19 protein-coding genes are annotated in these 23,761 nt (G+C 39.5%); 18 read left to right on the forward strand and 1 reads right to left on the reverse strand.

The features are described 5' to 3' along the window. Positions 1 to 203: 203 nt before the first annotated feature. The gene (locus BA724_RS18620; protein WP_169818536.1) at positions 204 to 359 is read left to right on the forward strand and encodes a hypothetical protein; all 156 of its coding nucleotides are present in this window, start codon (positions 204 to 206) and stop codon (positions 357 to 359) included. Here the strand turns inward: BA724_RS18620 and BA724_RS10200 are convergent. After that, entirely contained in the window at positions 345 to 1,217 is an 873-nt protein-coding gene (locus tag BA724_RS10200) for a hypothetical protein (protein ID WP_069938551.1), read from the reverse strand. The two genes, BA724_RS18620 and BA724_RS10200, sit on opposite strands and share 15 nt — an antisense overlap. Before the next feature lie 820 nt (positions 1,218 to 2,037). Between BA724_RS10200 and BA724_RS10205 the strand changes: the two genes are divergently transcribed. The 17 genes from BA724_RS10205 (at position 2,038) to BA724_RS10285 (ending at position 23,688) form a co-directional block, all read left to right on the forward strand. Next, positions 2,038 to 5,124 carry an S-layer homology domain-containing protein gene (locus tag BA724_RS10205; protein ID WP_069938552.1) on the forward strand — a complete coding sequence of 1,029 codons (3,087 nt, stop codon included), beginning with the start codon at positions 2,038 to 2,040 and terminating at the stop codon, positions 5,122 to 5,124. Positions 5,125 to 5,276: 152 nt separating this feature from the next. Continuing rightward, on the forward strand, positions 5,277 to 5,768 hold the full coding sequence (locus BA724_RS10210) for a tetratricopeptide repeat protein (protein ID WP_169818537.1): 492 nt from the start codon (positions 5,277 to 5,279) through the stop codon (positions 5,766 to 5,768). Positions 5,769 to 5,785: 17 nt separating this feature from the next. Next, positions 5,786 to 7,318, forward strand: coding sequence for an O-antigen ligase family protein (locus BA724_RS10215; protein ID WP_069938554.1), 1,533 nt, complete (start codon positions 5,786 to 5,788; stop codon positions 7,316 to 7,318). 1 nt (position 7,319) lies between these two features. Next, the gene (locus BA724_RS10220) at positions 7,320 to 8,264 is read left to right on the forward strand and encodes a Wzz/FepE/Etk N-terminal domain-containing protein (RefSeq protein WP_069938555.1); all 945 of its coding nucleotides are present in this window, start codon (positions 7,320 to 7,322) and stop codon (positions 8,262 to 8,264) included. Positions 8,265 to 8,613: 349 nt separating this feature from the next. After that, positions 8,614 to 10,443: a polysaccharide biosynthesis protein gene (locus BA724_RS10225; protein ID WP_069938556.1), complete on the forward strand. Its 1,830-nt coding sequence runs from the start codon at positions 8,614 to 8,616 to the stop codon at positions 10,441 to 10,443. 22 nt (positions 10,444 to 10,465) lie between these two features. Next, positions 10,466 to 11,494, forward strand: a complete 1,029-nt coding sequence (locus tag BA724_RS10230) for a Gfo/Idh/MocA family protein (RefSeq protein WP_069938557.1) — start codon at positions 10,466 to 10,468, stop codon at positions 11,492 to 11,494. After that, positions 11,494 to 12,819: a nucleotide sugar dehydrogenase gene (locus BA724_RS10235; protein ID WP_069938558.1), complete on the forward strand. Its 1,326-nt coding sequence runs from the start codon at positions 11,494 to 11,496 to the stop codon at positions 12,817 to 12,819. The genes BA724_RS10230 and BA724_RS10235 overlap by 1 nt, the downstream gene beginning before the upstream one ends. A gap of 19 nt (positions 12,820 to 12,838) precedes the next feature. Next, positions 12,839 to 14,170, forward strand: coding sequence for a flippase (locus BA724_RS10240; RefSeq protein WP_069938559.1), 1,332 nt, complete (start codon positions 12,839 to 12,841; stop codon positions 14,168 to 14,170). Beyond that, a complete protein-coding gene (locus tag BA724_RS10245) occupies positions 14,167 to 15,312 on the forward strand; it encodes a glycosyltransferase (protein WP_069938560.1) in 1,146 nt (381 codons plus the stop codon). The genes BA724_RS10240 and BA724_RS10245 overlap by 4 nt, the downstream gene beginning before the upstream one ends. A gap of 66 nt (positions 15,313 to 15,378) precedes the next feature. Next, entirely contained in the window at positions 15,379 to 16,671 is a 1,293-nt protein-coding gene (locus BA724_RS10250) for an O-antigen ligase family protein (protein ID WP_069938561.1), read from the forward strand. A 12-nt stretch (positions 16,672 to 16,683) separates the two neighbouring features. Further along, complete coding sequence (locus BA724_RS10255) at positions 16,684 to 17,790, forward strand: glycosyltransferase family 4 protein (RefSeq protein WP_069938562.1); 1,107 nt, start codon at positions 16,684 to 16,686, stop codon at positions 17,788 to 17,790. 19 nt (positions 17,791 to 17,809) lie between these two features. Beyond that, on the forward strand, positions 17,810 to 18,922 hold the full coding sequence (locus BA724_RS10260; RefSeq protein WP_069938563.1) for a DegT/DnrJ/EryC1/StrS family aminotransferase: 1,113 nt from the start codon (positions 17,810 to 17,812) through the stop codon (positions 18,920 to 18,922). Between the two features lie 55 nt (positions 18,923 to 18,977). Further along, complete coding sequence (locus BA724_RS10265; RefSeq protein WP_069938564.1) at positions 18,978 to 19,682, forward strand: N-acetyltransferase; 705 nt, start codon at positions 18,978 to 18,980, stop codon at positions 19,680 to 19,682. A gap of 10 nt (positions 19,683 to 19,692) precedes the next feature. After that, positions 19,693 to 20,925 (forward strand): glycosyltransferase family 4 protein, encoded by a 1,233-nt coding sequence (locus BA724_RS10270; protein WP_069938565.1) that lies wholly within the window; start codon positions 19,693 to 19,695, stop codon positions 20,923 to 20,925. A 129-nt stretch (positions 20,926 to 21,054) separates the two neighbouring features. Next, positions 21,055 to 21,666, forward strand: a complete 612-nt coding sequence (locus tag BA724_RS10275) for a sugar transferase (protein ID WP_069938566.1) — start codon at positions 21,055 to 21,057, stop codon at positions 21,664 to 21,666. A 100-nt stretch (positions 21,667 to 21,766) separates the two neighbouring features. Further along, positions 21,767 to 22,405, forward strand: a complete 639-nt coding sequence (locus tag BA724_RS10280) for an acetyltransferase (protein WP_069938567.1) — start codon at positions 21,767 to 21,769, stop codon at positions 22,403 to 22,405. Between the two features lie 119 nt (positions 22,406 to 22,524). Further along, positions 22,525 to 23,688 carry a DegT/DnrJ/EryC1/StrS family aminotransferase gene (locus BA724_RS10285; RefSeq protein ID WP_069938568.1) on the forward strand — a complete coding sequence of 388 codons (1,164 nt, stop codon included), beginning with the start codon at positions 22,525 to 22,527 and terminating at the stop codon, positions 23,686 to 23,688. Positions 23,689 to 23,761 lie beyond the last annotated feature (73 nt).

Below are 23,761 nucleotides of genomic sequence, written 5' to 3' on the forward strand. Positions count from 1 at the left end.
GCCGGGTAAATGGGGCTGAAACCGAGCAAATCACGCCGAAGCCGAGTGATTTTTGTCCGAAATCGAGTAAATCACACCAAACCCGAGTATTTCATTGCGAAGCCGGGCAATCCAGCACTTTCCCGTTAAAAAACGCTTTCCATCCCGCCACAAATGCTAGAAAATAAACCCGAATTATCCATTCCAAAAGGAGGCCCCACCTAATGATCTTCCTGAAGCCCGTTCAAAAACCAGCCCGCCTGCTAAAGCTCGAAGCAGAAGCCATCGCTAAAAGGCTCCCCGACCATCAGAAAGCACTCGCCCGTGAAACAGCTGGCTTTAAAGGAGAACAAGCCGTTGCTTTTTTATTCGTCCACTGAAAACGCAGCATAAAGCGAATGACGGTTATCGTTCGAACCAACTTCCACTTGGAGCAGGAAATCACCTTTCTCCTCCGTATAGCCGTCCACCAATAACGTTTCGGTCGTGTCAACGGAAAGAAGCAGCGAATCCAGCTCCTGTCCCATTCGGAGCTCCTTCATCGACCAGGGTGTCTCCATATAAGCGGGACCCGCGGCTACAGGACCATTATAAGGCTCAATGCGGACTTCTTCCAAATCATCCCCGTTTCGCTCAAACAAGCGGTACTCCTCGTCCACAGCTAGATGATTCGGTCCCCAGTTATGAATCACCAAATGAAGCGGCTCACCCTGCTTAACCTCATCCTTGATCAGTGCCACCCCCGCGTGGTAATCAGGAAACGACGTAAACAGCGGATAATAATTCACATCCTTAAACTCACCGGCCGCATCATACACCTTAATCGTATACCGATACAATTTGCCCTCCGTCTGCGGCAGCTTCACTGTCGTCTCTTCCGCGAGATCCGCCGTAAACTGTTCAATTTCTTTCGGCTTCTCCGCACTCCGGTTCACTTCCTCCAGCACAATCCGCATCTCATACCCATCCGGAATCAGCACGGGCAAATCCGGCGTAAACGTATCGCCCGGCATCACCTCAATCGCCTCATCAGACACAAACTGCCCGTGGCGCACAAAAAAATTCCCCGTCGCCTGCCGAGACGTGCCGCCATTTACCACAGTTGCAAACACAGGAAGATACGGTTCATGATACTGGCCCATCGACGAAGGATGCTTTCCTGAAGAACGATCCGACTCCTCACTGCAGCCACTCATTAACAAAAAGATCATTCCCGCAGCAGCCAAGCTTTTTTTCATTTTAGTTCACCTCTCCACTATTCATGCGATATAAATCATTCCAAATAATTCACTTATAGTCATTTTATTAAAAACACTTCATATATTTACCATGCTGAGTCAAAGACGAAATAATGTCAAAAAAAAATCCGAAAAATAATTTATCCTATTAAAAAGAAAAAAATCAAATTCAGTCTTCAAAACCTTACCCAGTCCAGAAGACCCCTACAGCCCGCAACCCTGTTAAACTAGCAATCCAGCTCACATTTCCTTCCTGTATAAAGAAACAAACAGCCGCATACATTATTTTAAAAATATTACATTAGTATAGGAGATACATAAAAAGATAGGATAATATTCATGTGAACAAAAGTAAAAAGGAGCCGATATATAAATAGACTGAGAGAACAAATGATACAAAACTGTAATCTTGGTTTCAAAGGATTAACCCTTATACCATGGTGCTTCAAGACAAATATGACAAAAAGCATTCGGAAAAAACTTTATATTTGGTCAGTATATGGTATATAATGAATAAGCTATGAAACAAAGGAAGGATAAACCATCCGTATATTTTCAATTCTTTACATGATAGTTTCATAAACATTACAAATATTATGTTTTGAATATTTTATGGGAATATAGAAAAAATGGTTGAAAAAACCCTTTTGTTTGATAGAATATTACTAGAGTTGCAATTCTGTTAAATTCTCCTTGCAATACATAATGTTTCAATAAAAGAGAAAAACAGCTAGAGCACTCGCGCACTGTTATAAGGAACGGGCAGCCCCGCTGGCCGATTTCATAAAAAAACCACACACATACAGGAGGAACTTATTACATGGCTTACCAACCAAAGTCTTATCGTAAATTTGTTGCTACAGCGGCAACAGCTACTCTTGTTGCATCTGCAGTAACACCTGCATTCGCAGCATCTGCTGACAAATTCACAGACGTGAATAACACTTACAACGAGGCAGTTAGCTACTTGCTTGACAACAACATCACAAACGGTATTACTGATTCGAAATTCGGAACAGACCTTAAAATCACTCGTGGTGACGCTGCAGTTCTAATTGCAAAAGCATTGAAATTGGATCTTTCAGACGCTCCTGAATCTTCATTCGGTGACTTGAATAATCGTGTGAAAGACGCGGTTAACGCTCTTTATGCAAAAGGCATCATCAATGGCAAAAGCCGTACTGAGTTTAAGCCTGCCGACAATATTACTCGCGCTGAAATGGCAAAAGTAATCGCTCTTGCTTACAAGCTTGAAGCAGGTGAAACAAAAAATACATTCACAGATGTGAACAACACATTTGATCCATATGTAGATGCTCTTCTTGAAGCAGGCGTAACATTCGGTATCACAGGTGAGCTTTTCGGAGCTACTCAAGATATCACACGCGGTCAATTTGCATTGTTCATGTTCCGTGCGGGTAAGATTGAAGACGGCCAAAAAAATCTTGAAGTAAATGGCGTAGCAGCAACAACAGAAGCTGGAAAAACAACAGTTACAGCTAATGTAGCAAATGCTCCTGCAGGCGCTGAAGCAACTGTTGAAATTTTTGCAAATGGCGCTACTGCACCAGCTGCTACAAAAACTGTACTAGTAAACGATGGGAAAGTATCTGCTGAGTTCGATGGTCTTCCATCAGGCGCACACACTGCAAAAGTAACAGTTGAAGACAAATCTGCATCTGCAAACTTCTCAATCGAAGCAGCAGAAGCGGCTATTAAAGAAGTAACTGCTACAGGCGTAAAACAACTTCAAGTTGCATTCGAAGGTGCAGTAGAAAACGGCACAGACGCTGTATTCGAAGTGAAAAAAGGCAACTCTACAATTGGTGTTGTTTCAGCTTCATGGAACGAAGCGAAAACAGCTGCTACACTTGAAATCAACGCTAAGTTGACTGAAGGAACATATACAGTAAATGTAAAAGGTCTTGGTGAGGTAGCTCTTACAGGTTCTGTAGAAGTGAAAAACGAAGCAGTTGCAGAAATTAAGTTCCTTTCTGAAAACCTTGTTTTCACAAACGCTTCTGCTGACACAGCAACAGTTGGATACCAATTGCTAAACCAATACGGTGAAGACGTAACGGCAAACGTAGCTTTAGCTTCTAATGTTGACTTTACTACTTCACGTGGCACAGATAGTGCATCAAATGGTAAGTTAACAATTAGCGGTCTAGGTGCTTTAAAAGCAGGGGACAAAGTAGTTGTAACAGCAATTGACCAACAAGCAGCAGTAACTGCAAATGCAACTTTAACTCTTGTAGATGAAGCGAAAGTAGCATCTGTAACTTTAGGTGATCTTTATAATAAAAATGGTAAAGAATTGTCAGAAGATACAGCGGATGAAGATTTTTACATTCTGTTCACAGCAGTTGACCAATATGGTGAAGCAGTAACTGATGCTGCTGAAGCAATTGATGAAACTACTGTATTAACTTCTAACACAGGTATCGTAGCAGTCGGCGCACCTGAAATTGAAGAGTTGACAATTAACAATAAAAAGCAACTTGCTATTAAATTAAACCCAGCTGCACTTAAAGGCAGCGCGGTTGTTTCAGCAATTGCAAATGCAACTGGAGCTGCTGTAAGTAAAGCAGTAACAGTAGAAGAAGGCGTGAAGGTAGACACAATTACTCTTGGTACTCCAAGTGGAACACTTACAGGCAACTCTACTGTGAAAATTCCAGTTGCAGCTGTAACAAACAAAGGCTTAGAAGTGACAAAACTAGCTGATTTCGCTGGGGTAACGGCTTCTGCTTCTCAAAATAATGTATCAACTGCAGCACCTGTTTTCACTGAAGAAGATGGACAATTCTTCTTAGAAGTAAATACAGCTTCTGTAGCAAGTGGCGTGCAGAATTTGGTAGTTATCGTTCAATCTGAAACAAATCAAGTAGCTAGCAAATCATATCAAGTACAGGCTAATGCAAAAGCAACTGCTCTTGTCGGTCTAAAAACTGATGTCGCTTCTTCGATTTATGATGGAGAAACTCTTACAATTTCAGAGAGTGATTTCATTGTTGAAGACCAATATGGTAATCGCATTGAAGATACATCTACGTACGGTGTAACAGCTGTATCGGCTGATGCAAATAAAATCAATGTAACTGACGCTACTACTAACGATAGTGACGCTATTACTTTACAAGCTACTGCAGATTCTGCAATTGTAACATTCACGTTAACTGATAACGCTGGAACAGCAGTTTCTCCTGCGTCAACATTTGACAAACGCTTTACAACAGTTCAGAACAGCGACTTTACTTCTTACAAAGTAGCAAACTTTGGCACACTTTATGCTACTGCAACTAGCGATACAGCTTACGGTAAAGATGTTAAAGTTTATGGTGTCACTGCTGCAGGAACTGAAGTACTACTTCCAGCTGGACAATACCAAATTGTTGAAGAAAACAATGTTATTATCTCTAGTGGAAAAGTATTTGGAGAAACAGGCGTAGTTGATACTGATGCTAACACTGCAGCTCCAGAAACTGCTAATGCATCATACCAAGTAGTTATTAATGCTACTGGACAAACTTTAACTGCAAGCGGTCAAATTTCTGCTGTCGCTCCTAAAGCTGCTAAAGTAGAAGTTCGTCAAGGTGGACTTGTAGATGGAAAATTATTGTCAACTGTTGAAAGTACTAACAATACATTTAACAAAGCTGATTTTACATCACCAGATTCACTTTACATTGAAGATCAATACGGTGTTGTATTAACTGGTGTTGATGCTAATGTTCGTTTAACATTCTCAAATGTAGTGAATGCAGATGGTGATTCTACTGTTCCAACAATCTCATCTAACGGTACAAGCACTGCAGCAGTAACAAACCTAGAATCAGGTGACACTGCAGTTGTAACACTAACTGTTGGTGGAGTATCTACTACAGTTAATGTACGTGAAAACTAATAAAACTTATTTTTCCTCCGGGCTCCCCAGCCCGGAGTTTTTTATTTTCATATTTAAATAAATAAATAGTTTCCACAATATTATCATGACTTTTGAAATAGGGATGTTTATAATAGAAGAGTGTTTATTTTATGGGTAAGGCAGGTCGTTTTATGTCGAATATAACAGATGGAACCATTAGATGGGTGATAGCTGGATTTCTTTTTGTCATTTTAATCGGATTGATTTACACGTATACAGCAGCAAAAAGCCAAGACGAGGTGTATCTTCAGAATTACAGTAAGTATGAAAAAGCAGTGGAACTGTTTGAAGCGCAGCAGTTCGATCAGGCACTTCCTCTTTTTGAGGAGTTGGAAAAGGAACAGCCACGTTCTGCAGTCATTAAAAATTATTTGGGTATTGCTTATGTGAATACAGGTAATGTGGATGCAGCCATAACGAAGTACCAGAATGTGCTCGATTTGAACCCATATAAAGTCGAGGATGCGCAGTTTATGATTCAATTTGGCGAGATTTTGTTGTTTGCTGATCAGAAAGATGACGCGAAGAAAGTCTTGGAAAAGTGCTTAACGCTGGTGCCACCTGCGGAAATGCCGGATTATCATGAAAAAGTAAATCAACTTCTGGCGCAGACCCAGTCGTAAGAAAGGAACTTTAAAAGATGGAAGGAACGTTTTATCAAAAGAAAGAAGTGTATCGAGAGCGGGAAGAAGACCTAGAGGGTATAAAAAAAGTGGACCGCTGGATCTTTTATTTGCTTCTTGGCGTGATCGGCTTTGTTCCTTTGCTTGTAGGAGGGCATATGGCAGAAGTTATTAGCCCACATATTACAGATATATCGAGCATATCGACTGCATCTAAAGGGGACTTATTTACATTTTATAAGTTTGTTATTATGCTCATTTTAACGATTTTAGCGGTTGCTTTCTTTTTGTACAAATTGTTTTTTCTGGATTACCGTTTTCCAAAGAAAGCGCCTCTTATTATTTTCGGAGGCTTCCTTTTTGTAATTGTTCTTTCAGCGGCATTAGCCCCATACAAGACATTGGCTCTTTTCGGCCAATACAACCGGACAGACGGAACGCTTTCATACATATGTTACATAACGCTAATGTTTATCGCGATGCATATTAATTATCCCAAAAAAGCGGTTCAATTCATCCTTTTCAGCTTGTATCCATTCGTGATGATAAATGTTGTGCTCATGACAATGAATTTTACAGGACATGATGCGATGAATTATGAACCGGTACAAAAATGGATGTCGCTTACTTTGCCGGAAGGTGCTAACCTTGGCGAAGGATCCATTCTTCTCGGTACGCTCAACCAGTGGAACTATATGAGCGGAATGTTTGCAGTGATGACAGTGTTATTTCTTGCTGCATCTATGGCAGAAAAACATCTAGTGAACAAGATTCTTCATTTTGTTATGGCACTTTTGTCGATTTCAACGATGCTCATGTCTGTTTCGACGAGCGGATTTTTAACCGTCTGCCTGCTTAGTTCATTTCTCATTCTTTTTGCTTGGAAGCTTCCGAACAGGAAAAAAGCGTTCATAACGCTTGCTGCTTTTTATATGTTATCAATCCCTGTTCTGCACGTTTTATCCGAAAAAAACCCGCGTGTATGGAATGATTCGATCGGCTTTTTCATTTCGACAAATCCCTACGTACCGGAAGTGACAGCGAACGCTGCCAGCTCGACTGTTTTTGCGGCAGACAACAATTTCCAACTTCCTGAATTACCGGAATCGAGCGTTGCGGCTGGATCGGGGAGGACTTATATTTGGGGGAAAACACTTGAATTGGTAAAAGAACGCCCATTATTTGGTTATGGGCTGGATACGCTTGTGTACCATTTTCCGCACAATGATATTGAAGCCAGAAGCGGATTAAGGTCAGAAACAATCATTGTCGATAAACCGCACAGCATGTACATGGGAATGCTTTATGGAACAGGTATTATAGGCTTTGTAAGTTTTCTGCTGCTAATAGGGGCGATTACATGGAAATGGCTTGTAGCGTTTGTGAAGAATAAACAAGTTTCTACAGTCTATGTGTTTGGCCTTGCCTGGATCGCTTTTGTAGTACAGGCATTATTTAACGATACGCTGCCTGGAACAGCCGGTCCAATGTTTGCGATCGCTGGAATAGCTATCGCATTGTTAGATAAAGAAACGCTGAGGGAGAAGTGAGATGGAAGAGACCATTGAGTTGCGAGAATTAATTGATATTGTTTTAAAAGGAAAATGGATTATCATTATATGCATCATTACAGCTGTACTTTTGTCAGCGACTGTCAGTTTTTTTGTTATGAATCCAGCCTATGAATCAAAAGCAACTGTCTCTATTAATAATGGTCTAGTGGCAGGAGCTGCACCACAGCCAACTGATTTTTATTTTAATGAGGTTATTACACCAGCTGCTTATATAGAAAGAATCAAGTCTGCTCAAATTATTGAACAGGCCATTCAAAAAAGTGGCTTGGAGCAGTATACAGTTACTGGTGTCCAGGGGAATATAGCAGTAGAAAACACAGCGAATACAAACCTTGTAAACGTGACGATGAAAGCTGGATCTCCCGCAGATGCGAAAGCTCTTTTGGATGCAGTGCTCGTCACGATGCAAGATTCATTGCTTACTGAGATCCAAGGACGCATCCAAGAAGATATTAAATATTATGCAGCTCAAAGTGAAGCAGAAAAACAGAATCTCGAAGTATTGCTAAAGCAATACCGTCAGCAGGCAGAAGTATTGAACCTGCCAAAATCATTGCTCCTAGATGCCGTTATTTCCTATAACAACCAGTATATTTTGAACTTTGACCAAGACCGTTTAAGTGAAATGACGGACATTTCCGAACAAGATCTGATCGGGTTAAATGAAGTGAGCAACGAAGTGAAAACGACCGCTTCTGTGTATCGGGATTATTCAAATAAAGAACGTCAGTTAAGTGCATTTTCAGAAGTGTTTCGCGTTGACAATAAGCTGCTGACCATTTCCGGGCCGGTTGAAAATGAAGGCCCTATATCACCACAGCCACTTTTAAACATAGCTATAGCGCTTGTGATTGGTTTAATTGCTGGAACAGGTATCGTGTTTTTTCGACATTATTGGAAAAATTCCGGGCAACAACGTTAAAAAGAGCCATTGCGGCTCTTTTTTTGTGACAAAATAACCGGTTTATTTTTAAGTTTCCCTAATTTTATGTATGATTTAATGATATAATGTAGAAAAAAGTCATTTTTTTGGTAATGTCTCCTTTACCAGTATCAATGGGGACACTCGGCTGCGCGGTGGTGTTCTGAGAGACAGAATGCTTAGACGCTTGTCGTCAAGCGCGGGGTGTGAGGATGGGTTAAATGCCCAAATTTATTGTTTTTTTAAAATAAAGAAAAACAGCTAATAAAAGCACATTCACCGTAGTGTGTTTCTATTAGCTGTTTTGCGTTTCACACCCAAGACTATCAAACGAAAGAGGTGCAGCCTATTGGCTTATCCGGGAAGAATGTCCTTTTTAATTGGACTTGATTCGGCCATTGTTTTGTTTTCCATATACATCGGCTATTTTATCTTACATCCATATATGAACATTTACAGCCCGAGCACGCTGTTTATTAGTTCCTTAACACTGCTTGCCAGCCACCATTTGTTTGCGGCCCTTTACCGGCTTTATCATAAAGCGTGGGAGTATGCGAGTGTGCGGGAACTGATTGCCATCGTCAAAGCAGTCTCGTTTTCTATTGCCGCCACGGCTATTGTGCAAATGGCCGCGTTCCAGGACATTTATTTCCGCGTCTTAATGATTACCTGGATGCTGCACGTCATTTTAATCGGCGGCTCGCGCTTTTCATGGCGCATGTACCGTGACCGCTACATAAAAAAGGCGAACGATCAGCGCAAACGAACGATGATCGTCGGCGCAGGGGCAGGCGGCTCTACCGTCGTTCGCCAATTGCTGTCAAACGAATCCGAATTTAAGCCGGTTTTATTTGTTGATGACGACTTACATAAACTGCGCCTGCAAATTCACGGCATCACCGTACTCGGAACAACACGCAATATTCCATACCTGGTTGATGAACACGCTATCGACAACATTATTATCGCCATTCCGTCACTGAAGCGCCAGCAAATCAAGCACATTTACGAACAATGCGCCAAAACAGCCGCAAAAGTGCAGATTATGCCGCTCATTGAAGACGTCATGACTGGCAAGCTGTCCGTCAGCCAGCTGCGCGACGTCGCCGTCGAAGACCTGCTTGGCCGCGAGCCAATTGAACTCGACATCGAATCGATTGCCGAAACCGTCACAGGCAAAACCGTTCTTGTTACCGGCGCCGGCGGCTCGATCGGCTCGGAAATCTGCCGGCAGATCAGCATCTTCCAGCCGGAAAAAATTGTCCTCGTCGGTCACGGTGAAAACAGCATTTACCAGATTGATATGGAAATGCGCAAAAGTCATAAAGATATGATTGAAATTGTTCCGGTTATCGCCGATGTGCAGGACCGTGAGCGCATGTTTGAAGTACTTGCCGAACATCAGCCGGATATTGTGTACCATACCGCTGCGCACAAGCACGTGCCGTTAATGGAATACAACCCGAAAGAAGCGGTCAAAAACAACATCTTCGGCACAAAAAACACCGCCGAAGCATCCGCCGCAGCAGGGGTCAAACGGTTCGTACTTGTCTCAACTGACAAAGCGGTCAACCCGACGAATGTGATGGGTGCGACCAAACGAGTGGCAGAAATGGTCATCCAGCAGCTCGATCGGGAATCCGACACGACCTTTACCGCCGTCCGGTTCGGAAATGTCCTTGGTTCACGCGGCTCGGTTATTCCGCTGTTTAAAAAGCAGCTCGCAGAAGGCGGTCCCTTAACTGTCACACACAAAGACATGACCCGCTATTTTATGACGATTCCAGAAGCATCCCGGCTTGTCATCCAGTCCAGCGCACTCGCACACGGAGGCGAACTGTTTGTACTTGATATGGGTGAACCCGTTAAAATTGTCGATCTTGCCCGTAACTTAATTAAGCTTTCAGGATACACAGAGGACGAAATTGGCATTCACTTCACTGGGTTACGGCCAGGGGAGAAAATGTATGAAGAGCTGCTGAACGAAAATGAAGTTCATCCGGAACAGGTGTTTCCGAAAATTCATATTGGGAAAGCTGGAGTTGTGGAGGGAGAAATTCTTTGGCGTTTTGTTGGGTGTCTAAAAGAAAAAGACAGTAAAACATTAAGAGATCAGTTGATTGAAATCGCAAATACGAAAGATAATTTAAAACAAGTAATGAAACAAGCAGTTATATAAATAGGAAAGAAGGAATCATAAATTGAATTTTGCCATCGTCGGATGCGGCTTCATTGCCAAAAAGCACGCAACAGCCATTCAAAATATTGAAGGAGCAAAACTTGTCGCTGTATGCGATAAAGTAGAGGTGGCTATGCAGCCTTATACAGAAGAATATGGAGCGAAACTATACACTGAATTATCGGATATGCTGCAAGATCCATCAATCGATATTGTCTGTATTTGCACACCGAGCGGCCTTCATGCACCGCTTGCAGAACAAGTCGCAGCCGCTGGAAAACATATCGTGCTTGAAAAACCAATTGCTATGACAATCGAAGAAACGAATCGGATTATTGAAGCTGCAAACGCGAATAACATTAAATTAGCAGTCGTCCACCCGAACCGTTTCCGTCCAGTTGTACAAGAATTGCGTAAAATTCTGGACAGCGGCAAACTCGGCAAAATCAGTCACGCGAATTGTATCGTAAACTGGAATCGAAATCAGGAATACTATGACCAGGCTCCTTGGCGAGGGACGAAGCAGCACGACGGCGGCGTTCTCATGAATCAAGCGATTCACAATCTCGATCTCCTTCTTTGGTTCATGGGTGATGCACAAGAAGTCTTCAGCATGGAAGCGACCCGCCTACGTAATATTGAAGCAGAAGATGTTTCAACTGGCATAGTACGTTTTAAATCAGGCGCCTTAGCTAATGTACAAGCTTCAACAACTGTTTATTCGAAAAACTATGAAGAATCCATGACGATTTTTGGTGAAAAAGGAACTGTTAAAATAGGTGGTGCAAATGCCCTTTATTTTGAACACCTTCAAATAAAAGGCATGGATGAGGGCGAAGCAGCATCGTTAAAAGAAAAAGTAAAAGCAGAACCATGGGGGACACCGGGACATGAGCGGATTATTGCTGATATGATCGAAGCGGTTAAAGAAGAACGCACGCCGGCTGTTACAGGAGAAGACGGAAAAAAAGCTCTCGAACTTGTTCTTGCTTTTTATGAGTCCGCCGCATCAAACAAACTGATTCAGTTAGATAAAGGAGCAACAGTATAATGGAAGAAATTACATTAAATAGTTTAGCCGAAGAACTTATTCAAAAGCTTGAAACAAAATCAGCGACAATTGGTGTCGTTGGTCTTGGTTACGTTGGATTGCCGCTTGCTGTTGAAAAAGCGAAAGCCGGCTACAACGTTATCGGCTTTGATGTACAGGAAGAAAAGGTATATAAAGTAAATAACGGTGTGAACTATATTGGAGATGTGATTCCAGCAGATCTTGAGGAGCTCGTTAAAAGCGGGAAGTTAAAAGCAACATCTGACTATTCTTTTATTCAACACGTTGATGCACTTGCTATCTGTGTACCAACACCGCTAGATATTTATAAGCAGCCGAACATGAAATACGTTGAAAGCTCAGCGAAAGCTATCGCCGAAAACTTTACAAAAGGGACATTGGTAGTCTTAGAAAGCACAACATACCCTGGAACGACAGAAGAACTCATTAAGCCTGTCCTTGAAGCAACGGGGCTTGTTTGTGGTGAAGACTTCTTCCTTGCTTACTCACCGGAACGCGTCGATCCAGGTAACAAAGATTTTAATACAAAGAACACGCCAAAAGTGGTCGGCGGTATGACGCCATCATGTACAAAAGTAGCCGCAACCATGTATCGCTCTGTGCTAGAAGGAGACGTACACGAAGTATCCAGCCCGGCCGTAGCGGAAATGGAAAAACTACTTGAAAACACATTTCGGAATATCAATATTGCGTTAGCTAATGAGATGGCGATTCTATGTAAAAAAATGGGGATTGACGTATGGGAAGTAATCGATGCAGCCGCCACTAAACCATATGGATTTATGCCATTTTATCCAGGCCCGGGGCTGGGTGGTCATTGTATTCCGATTGATCCGTGGTACTTAACGTGGAAAGCACGGGAATACAACTATCATACAAAACTGATCGAAACAGCTGGTGAAATTAACGACAGTATGCCTGATTTTGTTGTGCAGCGCTGTATGGAGATTTTGAATGAGAAGGGTAAAGCATTAAAAGGAGCTAATATCCTTGTCCTGGGCGTAGCCTACAAAAAAGACATCGACGACTACCGAGAATCTCCTGTATTACCGATTCTGGATAAACTTACACAATTTGGAGCGGATTGGGCGGTCGTTGATCCGCATGTGGAAGAATTTAAATTGAGTGGTCAAATGCATAAAACAAAAAACTTAGATCGAGAGATTCTTGAACAGGCGGATTTAACTGTACTCGCAACGAATCACAGTGGATATGATTATAATATTATTGGTGCATTTGCTAAAGCGATACTAGATACAAGAAACAGTAAAGAATTAGATGGTGAAAATTATTTTAAATTATAGTTTGTAGAAGAGGATTTTCATGAGCGAAAATAGCAGCTTTTTAAAAAACAGTGTCATGAATTTCAGCAGTAACATTTTAACAATTATTTTGGGTTTATTAACGACTGTCATTATTGCGCGGACATTAGGCGTTGAAGGTCAAGGTCTTTTTACACTAATCACACTTCTTCCAACTATGTTAGTTACCTTCATGAATTTCGGTATTGCACCGGCGACTGTTTATTATATTGGTCGTGAAAAATATTGTATGAACATTGTAGTTTCAACCAATATTATTTTAGGATTAGGAATAAGTTTTTTGGCGATAAACGTTGGACTTGGAGCGGTTTTTCTTTTTAAAAATACTTTTTTTGACGGAGTTCCGCTTTTAGCACTATTATCTACTTTATTCGTATTGCCGTTTCTTTTCTTCAATAGTTTTTTACAAGCTGTTTACCAAGGGACGCAAAACTTTAGGCGATACAATGCCATTAACTTAACGAGTAAATGGATTCAAGTTATTTTTTTGTTAGTTGTGTTTCTCGTTTTAGATCTTTCATTGGGAAAAGCATTACTTTCATTTGCAATTGGATCAATTTTACCATCAATTTTTATTATTGAATATATGCGAAAAGATGGGATACGATTTGGAATTAGAAACTTTTCTATGGAATTGACAAAAGATTGTTTTAAATATGGATATAAAGCGCATTTGAGTAATATTATATCATTCCTCAATTATCGACTTGATATCATACTGATTTCATACTTTATCAACCCGGCAGCAGTAGGAATGTACAACGTAGCAGTCTCGATTGCAGAAAGGTTATGGGTGTTCTCCCAGCCTGTTTCCGCAGCGTTATTTCCTAGAATCTCTGCTACTAAAGGTGAAAAAGAGCGAACAGAGCTCACTACAATGGTAGCAAGAAATGTTCTGTATCTTTCAGCTGTATTCGCAGTAATATTCTTTATATTATCTGACTTTATTGTATATCTTTTATTTGGAACCGAATATAAAGCTGCCTCTTCAACAATAAAAATTCTATTAGTAGGTATAACATTATTTTCTGCGGAAAGAATACTTTCGAATGATTTAGCGGGTCGTGGGAAACCAGAAATTAATTTATATACTTCGCTAGTTACTGTAGCATGCAATTTGGTTTTAAATATACTACTTGTACCGAAATTTGGATTTAACGGAGCGGCTCTTGCAACATCAATTACTTATGGCTTAACTTTCTTTTTGAAACTGTTCATTTTTTCGAAAATAACAAAAGCAAAGATAGACGATATATTATTCTTAAAAGCGAGAGATATAGTAACTTATCAAAAAATGCTTAATCAATTAATTAAAAGGACGCGAAAATCATGAAAGTATTAATTGTGCCATCATGGTATCCAACAGAAATAAGCTCCATTTCAGGTGTGTTCTTTCAAGAACAAGCGCTAGCTCTTCAAGAAAATGGTTTAGATATTACAGTTGCTTATCCCGAAATAAGAAGTTTGAAATCTTTCAAAAAATTTCAATCTAAAGGTGGTATTCATTATGAGCTGGAAAAAGGGTTAAAAACTTACCGGTATAGGGGATATAACTATTTGCCACGCATGAAAGGTCAAATTAGAAAAAAATTCCTTGAATGGTTCGAGGTCTTATTTAATAAAATAGTTGAAGAACATGGAAAACCAGATATAATTCAAGCTCATTCAATCCTATGGGGCGGCTGGGCATCTGCACAGGTTGCGAAAAAATACAATATACCTCTAATAATCACCGAACATTCATCTTTATTTACGAGAAACCTAATTGCAGATTCTCAGAAAAAATATATTAAAGAAGCTTTAGATATTGCTGATGAAATAATAACTGTTGGTCCAACACTAAAAGAAAAAATTAGTGAATATACTGCAAAGAAAATTATTATTATTCCTAACAGTGTTGACATGACAAAATTTTATCCTGAAAAAATTAACAACAAATCAGGAATGTTTCAATTTTTCAGTTTGGCTTTTTTAACTCCGAACAAAGGTATGGATATTTTAATAAAAGCATTTTCAAAAGCATTTCCAGATGATGATGAAGTTAAGCTTGTTATTGGTGGAGATGGGCAAGAAAGAAATAGATTAGAGATGCTGGTAAAAGAACTCGAAATAGAAAGTAAAGTAAAATTTTTAGGTTTGCTTACAAGAGAAAGAACAATTCATGAAATGAAGAAATGCAATTCATTTGTACTAGCGAGCAAAAGTGAAACGTTTGGTGTAGTTTATATAGAAGCATTAGCTTGTGGCAAACCAATTATCTCCACTAGGTGTGGGGGACCAGATATGATCGTGAATGAAAATAACGGGTTGTTGGTAGATGTGGATGACATAGAGGAATTGGCCGCTGCTCTGAAAAGCATGGTGCGCGACTATAAAAGTTATAGTGAGCAAGAAATTGTTGAAGATTGCAAAAATAGGTTTAGTGAGAAGGCAGTGAGTAAGCAATTAATTTCATTATTTGAAATGTTAATTTAACTTGCTTAAACTTGTTGAAACAAATAAAATTTCAAGTTTTATATCATATTTCAATAGGAGCAAGAAATGAATTATACAAGAATTCTTTTTTTTATCACATATATCTTTGCTTTTATAGGATCTGCTCTTTTTGCATTTCCTTTAGGTGGAATCAGCGTGTTTCCGTTTAGAATATTAATGATTATACTTTTAATAATTATGGTATTTCAAGTTTTTTACCAAAGAGAAATTAAGAGTACTATATTTAAAGATAAATATTTTTGCTTTTTTTTATTATGGTGGTTTTACTCTATAGTTCAGTTGTTTTGGAGTTTAGATTTAAATAGAAGTGTAGAAAAGATATTCTTTTTTACTTTGATGTTATTATTATTTATTTTTACTAGCTATTTAATTAATGAAATTAATCAATTTGTTGTCCTATTTTATATTATAGTAATATCGGTTATAATAATTAATCTATTTGGATGGATAAATGTTTTTTCAGGAAAGTATTTAAGTAGTTCCCGCTTCTATAATTCTGATTTAATCTCACTAGTTCCATATAATATCCCTACAAGTGTTTTTACAAATGAAAATGATCTTGGTGTGTTTTTAGCTACTATGGTTCCCTTTTTTCTTTCTGCGATTGAGTTTAATAAAAAAATAAAAATTAAGTTAATATTTATTTTTTTATTAATTTCTAACATGATATTGATTATTCTTACTGGTTCCAGAGGGAGCTTTTTAGCTTTAGGTATTGGTATATTTTTATATTTAATTTCTTTATACGCTTATAGATCTAAGCTTACTGTTAAGCAAATATCTGGTAATGTATTTTTGGCTTCAATCTTGATAGTAGCGTTTACTGTAATTATAGCGAATATAGGGACTGCTATTAGTTTTACCTATAATTTTATATATAATGATGCATCTAACGACATAAGAATTAATCTTATAAAAAATGGTTTTCAATTTTTGCAATCTACATATGGTTTCGGTATTGGTTTGGGATCTTTTGAATCGTATATGCTAACCAAAGGTCCGAATTATTATGCTTCTGATATAATAAATATACACAATTGGCTGGCGGAAATATTTGTAGAATCTGGCTTTCTAATTGGGACTTTATATATTTTGGTGTATGTGTCAATACTCAAGAATATATACAAGATTTATATTAAAACACAACATAATAATACTAAAATGATAACAAAGACATTATTAATTGCTTTGCTTGTATTATTAATAGCCAGTAATGTACCTAGTAGTTTCTTTCAATTTAGAACTCATTGGATTTTAGTGTCCTTATCGGTAGTTTTTTTAACCGTTTATAAGAAACACATTGAACCAAATAAAGAGGAAATTATTAGAAGTAAATAAGGGGAGAAATAGATGAAGATCTGCCATTTAACATCAGTACACGCACACACAGATACAAGAATCTTTCTTAAAGAATGCCGTTCACTGAAAAAAGCGGGATATGAAGTGCATTTTGTGGTTCCTAGTGTACAAGATACTATAATTGACGGCGTTCAAATACATGGATTAAGAAAAGAAAAAGGCAGTCGTTTGAAAAGAATGACAAAAACGGTTAACCAAGTATTAAAAATAGGACTAGAAATAGATGCTGATGTATATCATTTTCATGATCCGGAACTTATTCCCGTTGGTCTGAAATTGAAAAAGCAAGGTAAGAAGGTCATTTATGATGTACATGAAGATGTCCCAAAACAAATAATGACAAAGAATTGGCTGCCTAAGAATCTTCGTAAAGTAATTTCAAAGACTTTCGAACAATACGAAAATCGAGCTGTGAAAAAATTTGATAAAATTATCACAGCTACGCCATATATTCGTGATCGATTTTTAAAGCTGGGGTGCGCTGTACAAGATGTCAACAATTATCCATTGTTAGAAGAACTTAAAATTGAAGACGGCAAATGGGCTGAGAAAGAAAATGTTGTATGTTATGTTGGAGGAATTTCTGTTACTCGTGGAATTAATGAAATGACAATGGCTCTCACATATACAGAAGATATTTCTCTGTTATTAGCAGGAAAGTTTGCGTTCAACACAGAAAAAGAGGCAGTAAAAAGTCTAGATGGCTGGTCAAAAGTGAAAGAGCTCGGCTTTTTAAATCGTGAACAAGTGAAAGATACATATAGAAAATCTAAAGCCGGCATGGTGGTGCTGCATCCAACACTTAATTATGTAGATGCTCTGCCTGTAAAGATGTTTGAGTATATGGCAGCTGGTATTCCGGTCATAGCTTCTAATTTTCCTTTATGGAAAAGTATTATTGAAGAAACTGACTCTGGTGTATGTGTCGATCCATTAAAACCAAAAGAAATTGGACATGCCATAAATTTTCTCATGGAAAACCCTAAGGAAGCTGAACGTATGGGCAAAAATGGTCGTATTGCAGTTGAAACTAAGTTTAACTGGGAATCGGAAAGTCAGAAATTAATCGATGTTTATGAAAACCTTTTACAGAATTAATATAGTTAAGGAGTTCAATATGAAAATTCAAATGCTCGACCTATCAGAACAATATTTATCAATGAAGGATGAGGTAATCGCAAAGCTTGATGAAGTTATGTCTTCTTCTCAGTTTATTTTAGGAAGCAATGTGAAACAGCTTGAATCAGATGTTGCAAAGTACAGCAATGTCGCTCATGGAATTGGTGTGGGAAATGGCAGTGACGCAATACATATTGCATTGCAGGCGGCGGGAGTCGGTTTGGGTGATGAAGTGATTACAACTGCATTTACGTTCTTTGCGACAGGCGGCGCTATTGCCCGTGCGGGAGCAACACCTATTTATGTGGATATCGATTTAGATACATTTAATATTGATCCATCTAAAATTGAAGATGCTGTTACGGATAAAACGAAAGCGATTATTCCGGTTCATTTGTATGGACAGATGGCAGATATGGAAGCGATCAAGGCAATTGCAGATAAGCATAATCTAGCGGTTATTGAAGATGCAGCACAGGCGATTGGTGCGAAGCAAAATGGGAAAAGTGTTGGAGAGCTTGGTACAGGCGCTACGTATAGCTTTTTCCCGACGAAAAACCTTGGAGCGTATGGCGATGGCGGCATGATAGTGACAAACAATACAGAACTGGCTGAGAAAGCAAGTGTAATTCGTGTGCACGGAAGCAAGCCAAAGTATTATCATCATGTATTAGGTTATAATAGCCGTTTAGATGAACTACAGGCAGCGATTTTAAACGTAAAGTTTCCTCATTTAGATGAGTGGTCCAATGCACGCCGTCAGCGGGCGGCCTATTATACAAAGAAATTAAATGAGCAACTGGCTGAGATGATTCAAACACCGGTTGAAAAAGAAGGAAATCATCATGTATTCCATCAATATACATTGCGTGTTCCAAACCGTGATGAACTGCAAAACTACTTAAAAGAACATGGTATTGCAACGATGATTTATTATCCAATGCCGCTTCATGTTCAGCCGGTTTTCGCAGAACTCGGTTATAAAGAAGGTGATCTGCCAAAGACAGAAAAAGCAGCGAAAGAAGCCATTTCACTGCCGATGTATCCAGAACTAAAGCAGGCGGATCAAGATTATGTTGTCGAAAAAATCATTGAATTTTATACAAAATAATACTAAGCGAAGACCGCCTGCATATGCAGGCAGTCTTTTTTAGGGAGGAACAGATTTGCAACAAGGACAAAATGTAATCATTGGTGAGAATGTAACTTTTGGAGAAAATGTAGTCATCGGTCATAATGTGGTTATTTATGATGGAACTATTATTGGAAGCAATTGCATTATTCAAGACAATGTGGTGATTGGAAAGCAGCCTACACGTGCAAAAGCATCAATTTTGCCGGAGACCAAACAATTGCCGCCAGCGGTCATAGGTGATGGAGTAACAGTTGGAACTTCCGCTGTTATTTATGCCAATGCAGAGATTGCGGATGAAGTATTTGTGGCGGATTTGGCGACAATTCGTGAGAGAGTAACAGTTGGTGAACGGACAATAGTTGGCCGGGGCGTTGCGATTGAGAATGACTGTAAGGTAGGAAAGCGTTGCAAGCTTGAAACAAACAGCTATATTACCGCTTATTCGGAACTCGGTGATTATGTTTTTATCGCACCGTATGTGGTAACTACGAATGATAATTACATGGCACGCAGCAAAGAACGTTACGACAAGTTTAAAGGTGTCACAATTAAAGACGGCGGTCGTATCGGGGCCAACTCAACCATTTTGCCTGGGAAAGTGATTCATGAAGATGGGACAGTTGCTGCTGCAAGCGTAGTAACGAAAGATGTTCAAAAAGAAGAGATAGTTGTTGGATCACCAGCGAAAAAGTTACGGAATGTACCTGAAAACCAACTATTGAGAAATCAGGAGTGAAGGTTTTAACGTGAACATATGGATCTTTAATCACTATGCAGTTGCGCCATCACATGTCGGTGGCACAAGACATTTTGATCTGGCTAAAGAGTTATCTAAAAAAGGATACAAAGTATCAATTTTTGCATCTTCTTTTAATCATTTTTCGAAAAGAGAAATGATTTTTGAATTTAATAACAATCCTTATTATGCTGAAAAAATTGATGGTGTAAATTACGTCTGGATTAATACCCCGCCTTATGAAAATGCTATAGGAAGAATCAAAAATATACTAAGTTATTCATCCAAAGTATACAGAAAAGCAATAAAAGATTATAAAATAGAAAAGCCGGATTTAATTATTGGCTCTTCAGTGCATCCATTAGCAGCAATGGCAGGTTATTTAATTTCAAAAAAAGCGAAATGCAAATTTTACTTTGAGGAAAGAGATTTATGGCCTCAAACTTTTGTGGATTTCGAGAAATTGTCTCCTAAACATCCTGTAGCTCAAATTTTATATAAATTAGAGACATTTTTATATAAAAAGGCAGACCGTATAATAGTGCTATTCGATAAAGCTACTAATTACGTTCAATCTAAAGGAATAGATTCTTCAAAAGTCATTTATTTGCCTAACGGAGTTAGTTTAGACAGGTTTGAATCTTTAAAAAAAGATAAAGAAATTGATGTTATGTTTGAAGGATTAGACAGGAAATTTTTGATGATTTATACTGGTTCACATGGTATTGCTAATCATTTATCTCCCTTAATTGATTTGATGGGTATGTTAAAAGATAATCCGCAAATCCACTTATTAATGATTGGAAATGGTGATCAAAAGAATTCTCTGATTGAAAAAGCAAAGAATGAAAAAATTAATAACATTACATTCAAAGATTCCGTCTCTAAAGAAAGTATTCCTTTTTTGTTGAGTAAGGCAGATGTAAGCATTATTTCTATGTTAGAATCTCCGCTTTATAAATGGGGTTTCAGCATGAATAAGCTTTACGATTATATGGCCGGCGGGCTTCCAATTATTATGATCGCGAATCCTAAAATGGTAGGGGAATTGTCTGAACAAAAAGGTATTCAGGTAAGTAACGACTTAAGCAAACTTTCTGAAAAAATAATAGAATATAGTAATTCGCCAACTAATGTTAAGGATGATGGCAAATTTTTAACAACATATGTAAAGCAACGCTATTCTTGGGAAGTGCTTGCTTCTAAATTGAATGAATATCTACTTAAGGATATTAAAAAGTAAGATCAAACTATTTTAAATAAATGATTTGAATTTCAAAATAAACTCTTTATAAATAGATTTTTAGAAAATTAATTAATGCTCTACCCTATAAATAGAAAATTGATAGAGTAGAACGAAAAAGGTGCAAAAATGAAAAGGCTATTCGATTTTATATGTGCATGTGTTGGCATTTTAATTTTATCACCGTTAATTTTAATTACAGCTGTTTTGATCCGTTTAAAGCTTGGATCACCGATCGTTTTTAAACAACTACGGCCTGGCTTGCACGGCAAACCTTTTTTCGTATATAAGTTTCGGACGATGACAGATGAGCGGGATGAATTTGGAGAACTGCTGCCGGATCATATTCGACTAACGCCATTTGGCAAATTGCTGCGGAAGCTGAGTCTGGATGAACTTCCACAGCTGTTTAATGTGCTAAAAGGGGATATCAGTCTTGTTGGCCCGCGTCCGTTGTTAATGGAATATTTGGAGCTGTACACGCCGGAGCAGGCGCGGCGTCATGAGGTGCGGCCGGGGATTACTGGCTGGGCACAGGTAAATGGGCGCAATGCGATTTCGTGGGAAGAGAAGTTTAAGCTGGATGTGTGGTATGTGGAGAACCAGTCGTTTTGGCTGGATTTGAAGATTTTGTTTATGACGGTAATGAAAGTGTTTAAGTCAGAAGGTGTCAGCCAGCAGGGGCATGTGACGATGACAAAATTTACAGGAACGAAAAAGGATACATTTGGATCAAAATGATTTCGCAAAAATGGCAAAGTAGCATTTTGGGTTGAAATATAATAAAATGGTAGATGGAAGATTGATAGGGAACGTTATAAAGCGAAGAGGCGGTGAAGGCGTGAGAAAGATTGTAGTGATTGGGCACGGTGGTCATAGCAAGGTCGTTCAGGATACGATTCAGTCATTAGGTGGGTATGAGTTCATTGCTATATTAGATGACCGTTATACGGATGTTTCATGTAAAAACGGTATACAATTCGGCCCGGTTTCTGAGGCGAAGAAACTGGCAACAGACCCTGGGGTGGTTTTTACAATTGCCATTGGGACAAATTGGGTTCGTGAAAAAATTGCGAAAGAACTGTTTGATTACGGTGCAATGTTTGAAACGCTTATTCATCCGTTTTCGTTTGTTAGCCCTTCTGCGCGTATTGGGCCTGGATCGGTTGTGATGGCAGGAGCCATTATTAATGCGGATGCAGTGATTGGCTCACATGTCATTGTTAATTCCGGCTCGATTGTGGAACATGACAATTTTATTGCCGATTATGCGCATATTTCGCCGGGAAGTGTGATGACTGGGAACGTAACTGTCGGGACGGGTGCTCACGTCGGCGCCGGGGCAAAAGTAATTCCTGGGAAAACGATCGGTGACTGGTCCGTTATTGGGGCCGGGTCGGTTGTGATTCATGATATACCAGATGAAGAGACAGCCATTGGTGTGCCTGCTGTTGTTAAATCCAACGTATTATTAAAGTGATCATATCAGTTGATGTATAAATTATAGCATCACTCTCAGTAAAGAACAATATCTTTCTTTATTGAGAACATTTTTCAAAAGTTTCTGCTAAGCAGAAACTTTATTTTCTTTTTAGGAGGGTGATAAAGGTGGCAGATTCATCAAAAATTTACTTGTCATCACCGCATATGAGCGGCCGGGAGCAGCTATACATAAACGAGGCATTTGACCAAAACTGGATCGCGCCGCTTGGCCCGAATGTGGACAACTTCGAACGAGAGCTGGCAGTCTATGCAGGGGTAGCGGATGCAGCAGCCGTTAGTTCGGGGACAGCGGCGATACATTTAGCGCTGCGCCTATTGGATGTGCAGGCAGGAGATACGGTGTTTTGTTCGAGTCTTACGTTTATTGCTAGTGCTAATCCGATTTTGTATCAAGCGGCGACACCTGTTTTTATTGATTCAGAACCCGATACATGGAATATGTCGCCAGGCGCACTAGGACGTGCATTACAGGAAGCAGACGTATTGCCAAAAGCAGTGATTGTGGTGAATTTGTACGGCCAGAGCGCAAAGATGGATGAGATTATGGCCATTTGTGATCGCTACGGTGTGCCGGTTGTAGAAGATGCAGCTGAATCGCTAGGTGCTGAATACAAAGGCAAAAAAAGCGGATCATTCGGAAAGTTTGGCATCTTTTCGTTTAACGGGAATAAGATTATTACGACGTCCGGCGGCGGTATGCTTGTTTCGAATGATGTAGAAGCACTTCGGAAGGCACGCTTTTTGGCGACACAGGCACGTGATCCGGCTCCTCATTACCAGCATAGCGAATCAGGATATAATTACCGGATGAGTAATATTTTAGCAGGTGTGGGCCGTGCGCAGCTTGAAGTGCTCAATGACCGTGTAGGCGCTCGCCGTTCGGTATTTGACCGTTACGTGGAGGCGTTTAATGAAGTAGACGGCTTTGACTTTATGCCTGAAATGGACGGTACGAAGCATAACCGCTGGCTAACGACACTGACGATTGATCGGGAAAAGGTGGGCTTTACGCCAATGGAGCTGATTGACCGCTTGGCGGAAGATAATATTGAAGCGCGTCCGGTCTGGAAGCCGCTTCACTTGCAGCCGCTGTTTGAAGGGATGAAATATTATCCGCATACGGGAGAGTACAGTGTGTCAGATAAGTTGTTTGAGAATGGTGTGTGTTTGCCTTCCGGGTCCAATATGACAGTGGAGCAGCAGGAGCGTGTAATCGCGGTCATTCAGGAAATGGTGGAACGTGTGAAGGTTTCTGAGTGATTTTTTTAATATGGAAGTGAACAACCTGGCCGTTAGTGTTACGGCCGGGTTATACTTGTTAGCTATATTTACT

It is taken from the genome of Domibacillus iocasae, assembly GCF_001750285.1.
In the GTDB taxonomy this organism is placed as follows: Bacteria; Bacillota; Bacilli; order Bacillales; family Domibacillaceae; genus Domibacillus; species Domibacillus iocasae.

What these genes read in the sequence shown, in the direction of transcription:
- BA724_RS18620 (WP_169818536.1), top strand. Translation starts at nt 204, where the DNA reads ATGATCTTCCTGAAGCCCGTTCAAAAACCAGCCCGCCTGCTAAAGCTC.
- BA724_RS10200 (WP_069938551.1), bottom strand. Translation starts at nt 1,217, where the DNA reads ATGAAAAAAAGCTTGGCTGCTGCGGGAATGATCTTTTTGTTAATGAGT.
- BA724_RS10205 (WP_069938552.1), top strand. Translation starts at nt 2,038, where the DNA reads ATGGCTTACCAACCAAAGTCTTATCGTAAATTTGTTGCTACAGCGGCA.
- BA724_RS10210 (WP_169818537.1), top strand. Translation starts at nt 5,277, where the DNA reads ATGTCGAATATAACAGATGGAACCATTAGATGGGTGATAGCTGGATTT.
- BA724_RS10215 (WP_069938554.1), top strand. Translation starts at nt 5,786, where the DNA reads ATGGAAGGAACGTTTTATCAAAAGAAAGAAGTGTATCGAGAGCGGGAA.
- BA724_RS10220 (WP_069938555.1), top strand. Translation starts at nt 7,320, where the DNA reads ATGGAAGAGACCATTGAGTTGCGAGAATTAATTGATATTGTTTTAAAA.
- BA724_RS10235 (WP_069938558.1), top strand. Translation starts at nt 11,494, where the DNA reads ATGGAAGAAATTACATTAAATAGTTTAGCCGAAGAACTTATTCAAAAG.
- BA724_RS10240 (WP_069938559.1), top strand. Translation starts at nt 12,839, where the DNA reads ATGAGCGAAAATAGCAGCTTTTTAAAAAACAGTGTCATGAATTTCAGC.
- BA724_RS10245 (WP_069938560.1), top strand. Translation starts at nt 14,167, where the DNA reads ATGAAAGTATTAATTGTGCCATCATGGTATCCAACAGAAATAAGCTCC.
- BA724_RS10250 (WP_069938561.1), top strand. Translation starts at nt 15,379, where the DNA reads ATGAATTATACAAGAATTCTTTTTTTTATCACATATATCTTTGCTTTT.
- BA724_RS10255 (WP_069938562.1), top strand. Translation starts at nt 16,684, where the DNA reads ATGAAGATCTGCCATTTAACATCAGTACACGCACACACAGATACAAGA.
- BA724_RS10260 (WP_069938563.1), top strand. Translation starts at nt 17,810, where the DNA reads ATGAAAATTCAAATGCTCGACCTATCAGAACAATATTTATCAATGAAG.
- BA724_RS10275 (WP_069938566.1), top strand. Translation starts at nt 21,055, where the DNA reads ATGAAAAGGCTATTCGATTTTATATGTGCATGTGTTGGCATTTTAATT.